Here is an 11,914-nt window from a genome sequence, read left to right on the forward strand (position 1 = left end):
TAATTGGAGCCGTTCTTATGGACCTACATGATGAATGGATTTATTCTTCAAGAAAATACATCAATTTTGATAAGTAGAAATGGTAAAAACATTGTATAGCATTTTACACAGGAGTCTGGACTTGACTCATTAATACCTAGAACTAAATTATTGATCAATCCAATGGATAAACAGCTGTTATATAGATCTAGTTTGAGAGAAGTTGACATTTTTAACTTGATATATGCTTCAGACGTTTTAAAAAAGTTTGTTGGATATTTTAATTTGTTGATAGTTGGTATGGCTATTAGTTTATATCATATTAGTCCTTTTATATTTAACCTCAAGGTTTTTTGTGCACTAATATACTTTTCAACAATCTCTTATGTAATTCAAATTATTTTTATAAATATTAAAGTCATAAGCACAAAAAAATTATTTTCTTATCACTATTGTGTTTTTAATTTTATGATGGGAAGCATTGTTTCTGTTATTGGATTTGTCGTCTCATTTCTTTTAGTAAATTTATTAATAAAGCCCTTTTTAGTTTTTTCGACATATGTAATAAAAAGTAAGAAAACTTTTGAATGGTATAGTTATTTTCAGGATATAAAGAACGAAGTCATTATTATTAATGAAAAAGTTATGCAATTATTAGATTATATATCACCTCACACTATTTTTATGAGATTAAACTTTGTGAATATATCATTTGTGATTATTACAATAGCTTTATTTATAGCGTTATATTATTTAAATAAAATAGGGTTTTGGTATAGAAAAGAAGATATCTATCTATCTTCAACAAATATTAATTTTTCGTTGCCAATTTCAATAAAAGCTATAACAACAATACAGCTAAAACACTGGATAAGTAACAAAGAAGAAGTTAATTTACATAAACCTTTCTTCTATATTAGTTATTCAATATGGTTCTTTTTAGGGTGTTTAATCTATTTTTCACAGATGGCATATAATCAGTTAGCTAATGCAGTTATTTTTATTTTGATATTAAACACTATAACTCGTGATAGTTTTTCTGCGGGGACGGATTTTTTTACTAAATCATTACGTTTTGATTCAGATAGAAAAAGTATCGGTTTGTATAGGATGTCAAACACTGATTTTAAACAAATTTACGATTCTAAATTATCTCTAATTCGCTTTATTGGTTTTAAAGAAACAATACTTGCTATTATTTTATTAGCAATATTTTTAAATCAAGACATATATTTATATATAATTGGATTTGAAATAATAATCATCAATACAGTAATAATTCCTAATTTATCATTATTACCTTCGTATTTATCTCCACATTTCAATCATCAACATTACAGTGAATTAGAGTCTTTTGAAGAACAAATTTTTCTTGAAGATACTGTTTTTGATAAAGTTAAGAATTTTTTATCGTCATCATATTTTTTAATTCTATTTGTAGGTTACTTATCTCAACGTAATTATATTGACATAATGATTTTTATAATTATTTTCAACATTTTAGCCTTAATACTTGTTTCGTTGTTTATTAGGTTTTCTAAACAAAAAATAACAAAGTCTTGGAGAAAGAGGGATTTATATTTATAGTATTAAATACAAAAAAATTTTTATTTTTAATATATTGGTGTTAATAATAGGCGGATTATTGGGATGCTTGGTTTATTACTTATTAAATATTGATTTAGGTAAAATGATAGTTGCTCAAGATTTAAATTTACAAGAGATTTTCTTTCATAATTTAATTTATTTCTTCTCTGCAATATTTGGTTTTCTGACACTTGGTCTGTTAAATATAGGTATGTTACTCATAAATTCTGGGATGTTAGGCTTTTTTATAGCACATGGAATCTATAGCAATCAATTAAAATCTATTCTATTAGTATTAGCGCCACACGCTATATTTGAGATTTTAGCACTTTTAATTGCTTCAACATTCTCATTAGGTTTTTTATCATACCTTTATCAAAGAATGGTAAAGAAAAATAAAATAAAAAATAAGATGTTCCATAATTTTGTAACAACAATAATAACTGTTATTGTATTAACAATAATCGCATCATTATTAGAAGTTTATGTAACCATAAATTAAGGAAGTGTATCATGCTAGTTTTAAATAATCTTCAAAAAAAATTTACTAATTCAAAAATGGTTTTGAATAATGTGAATGCTAAGTTTAGAAGTGGGAGCATCAATTGCATAGTGGGAGTAAATGGGGCAGGTAAAACGACTTTGTTAAATATTATTAGTAGTATATTGATGCCAACAAAAGGTGATGTATATTTAAATAGTGAAAGTATTTTTGAAAATAGCACACTAAAAAAAGAGATTTTTTACACACCAGTAAATCCCTTTTTTTATGAAAATTTAAGTGCTAAAGATAATTTGTACTTAATATGTAGCCTATATAATCGGAAAATAGATCAAATAACTATTGAGAAAACTATTAAAGATGTAGGTTTGAATATAGAAGATCTAAATATACCTGTATATAATTTTTCAAGTGGTATGAAGCAAAAACTAAATTTTGCTTCTATGTTATTAGTAGATTCAAATGTTTTATTATTAGATGAACCATTTAATGCCCTTGACCATGTTGCTCAAAAAAATTTCACACGAATTTTAAAGGGATTAGTTTCTAAAGAAAAGATAATAATTTTCACTAGTCATTTGCCTAATACAATTTTAGAACTCTCAGAAAATATTTATTTGTTAAAAGATGGATGTTTTACAGATAAACGAAAAGCACAGTCATTTAATCAAACCACGTTAGAAACATGGTTGTTAGAAAGTCAAAAAGAGGTGATACCTTATGAAGAAAAATGATTTGTTAGTAATGAGTGTAGTATATATTTTAACTTCAGTCATAATGTTCTACATTAATGGATTAAGTAAACAATTTTTTACATATGTAGTTGGTTTCCCAATTATTTATTTTGGTTATATATGTCTAGTTAATCTTATAAAAAAAAGAAGCCGGAATAATTAAAAGTGAAAAATAATTTGAAAATAGCTAGAGTTTCACTATCTATGACTCAAAAGGAGCTAGCAAATAAAGTTGGAGTAACTAGACAAACAATATCTCTTATAGAAAAGGGTGTACATAACCCCTCTCTATCACTATGTAAAAATATTTGTTCGGTGTTGAATAAAAATTTGGATGAGATATTTGGAGAGAAACCACAATAAAAGAGCTTATTGAAAGATAATCTAAAAGTCGACAATATATTTCTTCTCAGAAACTGCTATTATTTTGAAAAGAAAACACACGTATTATAAATTTAAAATACCGAAATATAGCATTATTAAATCAAAAATAGAATTAAAAAAGAAAATTAATCGAGAAAAGTATTAAATGTCATTTATTTGAATGTGTTAATTATGAAAGAAAAAGAGTAATTGATGTTAAATATACATTGACTAAGCTAAGTTGACACACTCGAAAATCTGAATATTCTAATAAAATATAAATAATCCCCCGCACTTCACATAGTGGCGGGGGATTTATTCTGGCGTCAAAATGCCCAGAGTATGGGTGTGACCCTTAAATCATGGCAAGGCACTTAAAACTTGATATGGTGCCGAGCCCTAACTTAGCACAATATAGTTAGTATGACAAAGTCATCTAACATAACACATCAGAGGTTGCCCGATTTATTCCAGACCATACAGTGATAAAGTTACACAACGCATGACTTTTATTTAGCAATAACTGCTACTTCTGAAATAAGTTGCTTTGCATAGTCTGATTGCGGATGTTTGATAATATCTTCTGTGTTATTCAGTTCAACGATTTCGCCATTTTTCATAACTGCAACGCGATCACATATTTCATTGATAACACCCATGTCATGTGTGATGAATAAATAAGTGATGCCGAAGTCTAACTGTAATTGTTTTAATAACTCGATGATATCTTTTTGAATTGAAACGTCTAAAGCGGACACTGCCTCGTCGCAAACAATCACTTTAGGTTCTACAGCAAGTGCTCTCGCGATACTTACACGCTGACGTTGCCCACCAGATAATTCGTGTGGATAGCGATATAAGAAACTTTGATCTAGGCCAACCTTTTCTAACAACGATACGACAGTTTTAATAATGTCATCATTATCTTTGACTTTCCCATGAATGATTAGTGGTCGTTTAATCACATCAATGACTTTAAATCTTGGATTAATAGATGCGAATGGATCTTGAAAAATCATTTGTATCTCTTGTCGTAAAGATTTCAATTCATCATCTTTAAATAAACTTAATGGTAATTCGTTATACCAAATAAAGCCTTCTGACACTTCCTTTAGACCGACGACCGTCTTAGCTAATGTCGATTTCCCTGACCCTGATTCACCGACAATGCCTAATGTTTCGCCTTTTCTAATAGCCAAGTTAATATCATTAACTGCTCGGTATAGGCTGCCACTCGGTGATGTGTAATCCACGCTCACGCGATCGAATTTTAATAAAATATCATTGTTTAACGGTCTTGGCGGACGCGTTTGATGAATATCAGGAATCGCATCTATTAAGCGTTTTGTATAGGTATGTTGTGGCGATTTAAAAATACTTTCAACCGTGCCACTTTCAACGACACTTCCATCTTTCATTACAATCACATCGTCGCAAAATTGATACACAGCGCCTAAATCGTGAGTGATAAAAATAATAGATGTTTCTGTGTACTCATAAAGGGACTTCATTAACTGCAGTAATTGATTTTGTGTACTGGCATCTAATGCCGTTGTTGGTTCATCTGCGATTAAAATTTGTGGCTTTAAAATCAATGCCATTGCTATCATGACACGTTGACGCATACCACCAGAAAGTTCATGTGGATAAGCATCAAATTGTCGAGTTGCATGTTTTATACCTACTTTTTCTAAAATGTTTATTGTCATCGACTTTGCTTCAGATTTAGATACACGTTTATGTTGAAATAGTACTTCTGTAATTTGTTTGCCAATCGTTAATCTTGGATTCAACGAAGAGAGTGGATCTTGAAAAATCATTGAAATATCCTTACCTCGAATTTGTTGTAACGCTGAAGTTGATAAATTATTTAACGATTGCCCATTAAAAATAATTTCTCCTGTTAATGTGTGATCTGGATAATCTGGTAGTAGCCCTAAAATAGATTTAGCAGTAATACTTTTTCCTGATCCTGATTCACCAACAATACCTAGGATATGTTTTTTTCGTAATTCGAAAGAGACATTTTTTACCGCTTGAACTGTAGTTTCATCATAATTGAATTGTACATTCAGACTGTTGACTTCTAATAAATTTGACATGATGTTGTGCCTCCCTATTCACAAATGTGTAAATTTATTCTATACTTTTGTATATCATAGTAATCTACTCAAGATTATTTTACAAGGAGTGATTATCATAATTACTTATTTAGAATCTTTTAAGTCGTTGTATCACAAGGCATTTTACAAGTTTGTATTATCGGTATTAAGCTTGCCAATATTTTTATATGCAGTGATAAAGTTTTTCTTTTCTGCTAAGAGAAAAAATTTTTACGCTAATAATTCTGAAATTTCAGAAATTGAACGAGCGTTACATCAAAAATATAAATATTTATCGCAGCAAAAGTCATCCACACAAATACATAAAGAAGCATTAAAAATATTCAAGGCACAAAGTTCTAATACGAGTTCAAAGAATATTGAACAAGCACATTTTTCAACATACTTTGAAAATTTATTATTTCATAAGTTCATCATGATCAAAGTAATATTGGCCTTGCCGATGTTCATCTTATTGACTATTTATTTACAGCCATTAGTTAGATATATTTTTGAGAGAATTGTCATGGCTGTGATTGTCATCATTGGTGTTATTGTCAGTGTGTTTACCATTCTGTATTTTTCACCGCTTGATGCGGCTTATAGCATACTGGGACAAAATGCAACAAAGGCACAGATACATCAATTCAATGTATTACATCATCTTAACGAACCTTATTTTATTCAATTGTGGGATACCATCAAGGGTGTTTTTACCTTTGACTTAGGTACGACTTACAAAGGGAATGAGGTTGTGACTAAAGCAGTTGGCGAAAGAATTCCAATTACAATAATTGTCGCAGTATTAGCGCTAATTGTGGCATTAATTATTGCAATACCAATTGGTATTATCAGTGCGATGAAGCGAAATAGTTGGCTTGATATCACGTTAATGATAATTGCATTAATTGGTTTATCTATTCCAAGTTTCTGGCAAGGGCTATTATTCATTTTAGCGTTCTCATTGAAATTGGATATTTTGCCACCATCTTATATGCCAGAACATCCAATATCGTTGATTTTACCTGTACTTGTCATTGGAACAAGTATTGCTGCTTCTATCACGCGTATGACAAGGTCTTCTGTACTTGAAGTAATGCGCAGCGATTATGTTTTAACTGCTTATGCAAAAGGATTATCGACGACACAAGTTGTTATTAAACATATTTTGAAAAATGCCATTATTCCAATTGTAACGTTAGTTGGTCTTCTAGTGGCAGAGTTACTAGGCGGTTCAGCAGTGACGGAACAAGTATTTAACATTAATGGTATCGGGCGTTATATCGTCCAAAAACAACTAATACCTGATATCCCAGCAGTCATGGGTGGGGTCGTATATATATCAATTGAAATATCTTTAGCAAACTTAATTATTGATATATTTTATGCTTTAATCGATCCAAAATTACGTAGTGAAATTAACGAAAGGAAGTGAGGCATATGGTAAAACTTACAACAAAGATAGCTTCCTTAAAACTATTCGCAAGTTATGCTATAGCAACTTATATTTTAGTTATGTTAACGAGTGCATTAAATCTTTTTAAAGGTTATGTGGCCGATACGTTCTATATTGCTGAAACATTGCTAATCATTTTAACCATCATTTTAATTATCATTTTAACAACGGAACAAACATGGAAGCATCATGACCTATGGCGACGTATCGTCGAAGTGTTGTTATTGTTGATGGCATTAACAGGCAACGTATTTACATTATTAATGTTTGTAAGTATTAGACGTTACCAACGTACATCGCAAATACATAGTTATAACGGGTGGGAATCGTTTATACGAAAAACTACTAGACATCGTATTGCGATTATCGGGTTACTTATTTTAGTCTACATGCTGACATTATCAATTGTGTCACAATTTACATTTGATACGACATTGGCTACTAAAAATCAGTTCAATGCACTGTTACATGGACCGAGTCTAGCCTATCCGTTTGGTACTGATGATTTCGGTAGAGACTTATTTACACGCGTAGTTGTAGGAACGAAGCTGACATTTTCAATTTCAATTATTTCAGTAGTTATTGCAGTTATTTTTGGTGTGTTACTAGGCACTATCGCAGGTTATTTTAATCATATTGATAATTTAATAATGCGAATTTTAGATGTAGTGTTTGCAATTCCATCATTATTGTTAGCGGTGGCAATTATTGCATCATTTGGAGCAAGTATTCCAAATTTAATTATTGCTTTAAGTATCGGTAATATACCATCATTTGCACGGACAATGCGTGCCAGTGTTTTAGAAATTAAACGCATGGAATATGTAGATGCAGCACGTATCACTGGTGAAAACACTTGGAATATCATATGGCGTTATATTTTACCGAATGCGATTGCGCCTATGATTGTACGTTTTTCATTAAATATAGGTGTGGTTGTATTAACAACAAGTAGTTTAAGTTTCCTAGGACTTGGTGTTGCACCTGATGTAGCTGAATGGGGCAACATTTTACGTACCGGTAGTAACTACTTGGAAACGCACAGTAATTTAGCTATTGTACCTGGTGTTTGTATTATGTTCGTCGTTTTAGCATTTAATTTTATAGGTGATGCAGTGCGTGATGCACTAGATCCAAGAATTCATTAAAAAGGTAGGGATAGATGTGAAGAAAATCATTAGTATCGCAATTATAGTTTTAGCGTTGGTATTAAGTGGTTGTGGTGTCCCTACGAAATCAGAAGTGGCTCAAAAGTCATCGAAAGTTGAAGTGAAAGGCGAGCGACCAACAATACATTTCCTAGGACAAGCAAGTTATGAAAATGATATGAATATCGTTAAAGATCAATTGGAAAATGCAGGATTTAACGTGAAGATGAATATCCAACCAGATTATGGTAGCTATCGTACACAACGTCAAGCCGGCAATTATGATATCCAAATTGATGACTGGATGACAGTGTTTGGTGACCCGAACTATGCTATGACGGCATTATTTAGTTCTACAGGATCAAATAGTTTATTGAAAGATAAACATGTAGACCAGTTGTTAAATAAAGCTTCTACTCAAAATGAAGCAGATGTTAAACAAACATATAAGCAAATTGAAGATGAAGTTGTATTTGATAAAGGGTATATGGCGCCTTTATATGGATCAAAAAAGAATTTAGTATATGACAATAAAGTGTTAGATAAAAATAGTGTTGGATTGCCAAATTCACGTGCATTAATATGGCAACAATTTGATTACAACAATAGTAGAGAACGAGATACGCGGCCACTTGTGATGACACAACAAGATGGTGAAATTCCTACATTGGATCCAATACGTTCAATTGCGCCGTCAGTATATTCAATTAATATGAATATGTACACAAGGTTATTATTATTAGATGAAAATGATCACTTAACAACGAAAGGTTCGTTAAGTCGTGATTATGCTGTGAATAAGGACAATAAAGCATTTTATTTCTTGTTAAGAGATGATGATTATTTTGCGAAAGTGGTCAATGGACAAGCACGTAATACTGGAGAGCGTGTATCGGCTGAAGATGTTAAGTTTTCTTTAGATAGAGCACGTGATAAAAAGTCTGTGCCTAACAATAATACTTACAATATGCACAAACATATAAATGACATCAAGATATTAAAAGATGAGGACATCGATCAGTTGCGTAAAGAGAAAGACAAGGATGATAAATCAATCTATGATAAGTTGATTAAAGCTTATAACGTCAAATCGTTAACGACAGATGGTCAAAAAGTAAATAATAAAGACGGTATTTATCAAATTGTTAAAATTACGACAGATCAATCGATGCCTCGAGAGGTAAATTACTTAACACACTCTTCGGCAGGCATTTTATCTAAAAAATTTGTTAATCAAGTAAATCAAGAATATCCAAAAGGATATGGGGATAGCAGTACAATTCCTGCAAATTCAGATGGGAAAAATGCGCTTTATGCAAGTGGCGCATACATTATGACACAGAAAAATGCATATCAAGCAACGTTTCAACGTAATCCAGGATTCAACGAAACAGAAAAAGGTAGTTATGGATCACCTAAAATTAAAAATATTACATTGAAGTTTAATGGTGATCCGAATAATGCATTGTCAGAACTTAGAAATCATTCAATTGATATGTTGGCAGATGTGAATCAAAAACATTTTGATTTAATTAAGTCGGATAAAAATTTAAGCATTATTCGCAAAAATGGACGCAAGTCAGTCTTTTTAATGCTAAATATTAAAAAAGGTATATTTAAGACGCATCCAAACTTGAGACAAGCAGTAGTTAATGCGATAGATCAGGATCAATTTATTAAGTTTTATCGTGGCGATAAATTTAAAATTGCATCACCGATTACACCACTTGTCGATACTGGTAACGAGCAACGTCAAGATTTAGAAAAAGTAGAAAAAGCCATCAATCAATAATGTTTTAAATATTTAACAGAAAGTAGGAGGATATAGTATGGTCATTAACTTAAATGACAAACAGACAAAAACATCTAAAGAAGGGTTAATTTCCGTATCACATCCTCTTGCGGCTAAAATTGGTAAGGATGTATTAGATCAAGGTGGCAACGCCATGGATGCCGTGATTGCAATTCAACTGGCATTGAATGTGGTAGAACCATTTGCATCAGGTATTGGTGGTGGCGGGTACTTGCTATATTATGAGCAAAGTACTGGCAGTATAACTGCGTTTGATGCACGTGAGACAGCACCTGAACATGTAGACAAACAATTTTATCTAGATGATTCAGGCGAATATAAATCATTTTTTGATATGACTACACATGGTAAAACTGTCGCTGTGCCAGCAATTCCAAAGCTGTTTGATTATATTCACAAGCGTTATGCTAAATTGTCATTGGAAGATTTAATTAATCCTGCAATTGAACTAGCCATTGAAGGTCATGCAGCCAATTGGGCTACTGAAAAATATTCGCGCCAGCAACACGCACGATTGACAAAGTATCATGAAACGGCACAAGTATTTACGCATGAAAATCAATATTGGCGTGAAGGTGATTGGATTGTACAACCCGAATTAGGTAAGACATTTCAAATATTAAGAGAACAAGGGTTTAATGCATTTTATAAAGGTGACATTGCGAAACAATTAGTCAATGTTGTTAAAGCATGTGGTGGGACAATCATTTTAGAGGATCTAGCCAATTATGACATTCAGATTAAAGCGCCAATCAGTGCGACATTTAAAGACTATGACATTTATTCAATGGGACCATCTAGTTCTGGCGGTATCACGGTCATTCAAATATTGAAGTTATTAGAACATGTCGATTTACCATCTATGGGTCCAAGATCTGTCGATTACTTGCATCATTTGATACAAGCGATGCATTTAGCATATAGTGATCGCGCGCAATACTTGGCGGATGATAATTTTCATGAGGTGCCTGTACAGTCATTAATTGATGACGATTATTTAAAAGCACGCAGTACGCTCATTAATAGCAATAAAGCAAATATTGATATAGAGCATGGTGTTGTGTCTGATTGCATTAGTCATACAGATGTTGAAGAAAATCATACCGAAACAACTCATTTTTGTGTGATTGATAAGGAAGGTAATATTGCTTCATTTACGACATCAATTGGTATGATTTATGGTTCAGGTATCACGATTCCAGGCTACGGTGTGTTATTGAATACGACAATGGATGGCTTTGATGTAGTAGATGGTGGTATTAACGAAATTGCACCATATAAACGACCACTAAGTAACATGGCTCCAACGATTGTGATGCATCACGGGAAGCCGATATTAACAGTAGGTGCACCTGGTGCCATAAGTATCATTGCTAGTGTTGCGCAAACATTAATCAATGTATTAGTGTTTGGCATGGATATTCAGCAGGCTATAGATGAACCTAGAATTTATAGTAGCCATCCTAATCGCATTGAATGGGAGCCTCAATTTTCACAATCTACAATATTAGCATTGATTGCACGTGGACATGCAATGGAACATAAACCAGATGCCTATATTGGAGATGTACATGGGTTACAGGTTGACTTGAATACACGTGACGCGTCGGGAGGTGCTGATGATACGAGGGAAGGCACAGTGATAGGTGGCGATGTATTATCAATTAGAAAACAACCATTACCTAGTCCGAAAATATACGATAATGACACCCATCGAGTATATTTCAATGATATGCAGTTGCCATTATATGCTGAACAAGTGCGGTGGATGCATGACAAATATTGGGTTGATGAAAGTGTTATTAGAATCATTTTCCCTGAAGTTAGTGTGCATATTGAAGATTTAAGAAGTTATGAAATCGCCGGAAAAAATTATATAGATATTGCCTGGTTGGCACGGAAGAAAGGTTATCAAGTTACCTTAAAGGATGACAGTTTATACTTAACTGATGAAACATATCATTCAGTGAAAGCAAACACAAATGCATACTATAGATATGATCGAGATAGTATCACAAGATAATTTATGTATTTGATATATAGTTTGAAGTGGATTTTGATTTTTGTTGAACGAAAGGGTTCGATTTCAAACTTTAGAGTGATGCTTGAGTGTAGTAATGTTGAAGTTGTTATAAGAAACGCTAGTCGCCTTTGTAAAATATAAAACGCCCCACAAATTCGTTTTTGATGTACACCACAATAGTTAGTCTAAAATCTAACTTGATGTGAT

8 protein-coding genes and 2 pseudogenes are annotated in these 11,914 nt (G+C 32.1%); 9 read left to right on the top strand and 1 reads right to left on the bottom strand.

From position 1 onward, the window contains the following. Positions 1-129: 129 nt before the first annotated feature. The 5 genes and pseudogenes from IDG60_RS16175 to IDG60_RS22645 all read left to right on the top strand — a co-directional run. Positions 130-1,566, top strand: a pseudogene (locus tag IDG60_RS16175) (hypothetical protein); the annotation flags it as partial. A 37-nt stretch (positions 1,567-1,603) separates the two neighbouring features. Continuing rightward, entirely contained in the window at positions 1,604-2,068 is a 465-nt protein-coding gene (locus IDG60_RS16180; protein WP_001793228.1) for a stage II sporulation protein M, read from the top strand. Positions 2,069-2,079: 11 nt separating this feature from the next. After that, positions 2,080-2,802, top strand: coding sequence for an ATP-binding cassette domain-containing protein (locus IDG60_RS16185; RefSeq protein WP_000960712.1), 723 nt, complete (start codon positions 2,080-2,082; stop codon positions 2,800-2,802). A 165-nt stretch (positions 2,803-2,967) separates the two neighbouring features. Continuing rightward, the gene (locus tag IDG60_RS16190; RefSeq protein WP_000794565.1) at positions 2,968-3,165 is read left to right on the top strand and encodes a helix-turn-helix transcriptional regulator; all 198 of its coding nucleotides are present in this window, start codon (positions 2,968-2,970) and stop codon (positions 3,163-3,165) included. A 173-nt stretch (positions 3,166-3,338) separates the two neighbouring features. Then, positions 3,339-3,410 (top strand): annotated as a pseudogene (locus IDG60_RS22645) (hypothetical protein); the annotation flags it as partial. A 264-nt stretch (positions 3,411-3,674) separates the two neighbouring features. Here IDG60_RS22645 and IDG60_RS16195 read toward each other — a convergent pair. Further along, a complete protein-coding gene (locus IDG60_RS16195; protein ID WP_000067352.1) occupies positions 3,675-5,267 on the bottom strand; it encodes an ABC transporter ATP-binding protein in 1,593 nt (530 codons plus the stop codon). Here IDG60_RS16195 and IDG60_RS16200 point away from each other — a divergent pair. Genes IDG60_RS16200 through ggt form a run of 4 tightly spaced genes read left to right on the top strand, consistent with a single transcriptional unit; the run spans position 5,224 to position 11,707 of the window. Then, positions 5,224-6,702, top strand: coding sequence for an ABC transporter permease (locus tag IDG60_RS16200; protein WP_206160921.1), 1,479 nt, complete (start codon positions 5,224-5,226; stop codon positions 6,700-6,702). The genes IDG60_RS16195 and IDG60_RS16200 overlap by 44 nt on opposite strands. Positions 6,703-6,707: 5 nt before the next feature. Continuing rightward, positions 6,708-7,871, top strand: coding sequence for an ABC transporter permease (locus tag IDG60_RS16205; protein ID WP_000240113.1), 1,164 nt, complete (start codon positions 6,708-6,710; stop codon positions 7,869-7,871). A gap of 16 nt (positions 7,872-7,887) precedes the next feature. Next, on the top strand, positions 7,888-9,663 hold the full coding sequence (locus IDG60_RS16210) for an ABC transporter substrate-binding protein (protein ID WP_000720816.1): 1,776 nt from the start codon (positions 7,888-7,890) through the stop codon (positions 9,661-9,663). 37 nt (positions 9,664-9,700) lie between these two features. Further along, positions 9,701-11,707, top strand: coding sequence for a gamma-glutamyltransferase (ggt, locus tag IDG60_RS16215; RefSeq protein WP_000236427.1), 2,007 nt, complete (start codon positions 9,701-9,703; stop codon positions 11,705-11,707). The last annotated feature ends 207 nt before the right edge of the window (positions 11,708-11,914 follow it).

This window comes from Staphylococcus sp. EG-SA-2 (genome assembly GCF_017152085.1).

Coding starts and splice junctions, on each gene's coding strand:
- IDG60_RS16185 (WP_000960712.1), top strand. CDS start 2,080: ATGCTAGTTTTAAATAATCTTCAAAAAAAATTTACTAATTCAAAAATG.
- IDG60_RS16195 (WP_000067352.1), bottom strand. CDS start 5,267: ATGTCAAATTTATTAGAAGTCAACAGTCTGAATGTACAATTCAATTAT.
- IDG60_RS16205 (WP_000240113.1), top strand. CDS start 6,708: ATGGTAAAACTTACAACAAAGATAGCTTCCTTAAAACTATTCGCAAGT.
- ggt (WP_000236427.1), top strand. CDS start 9,701: ATGGTCATTAACTTAAATGACAAACAGACAAAAACATCTAAAGAAGGG.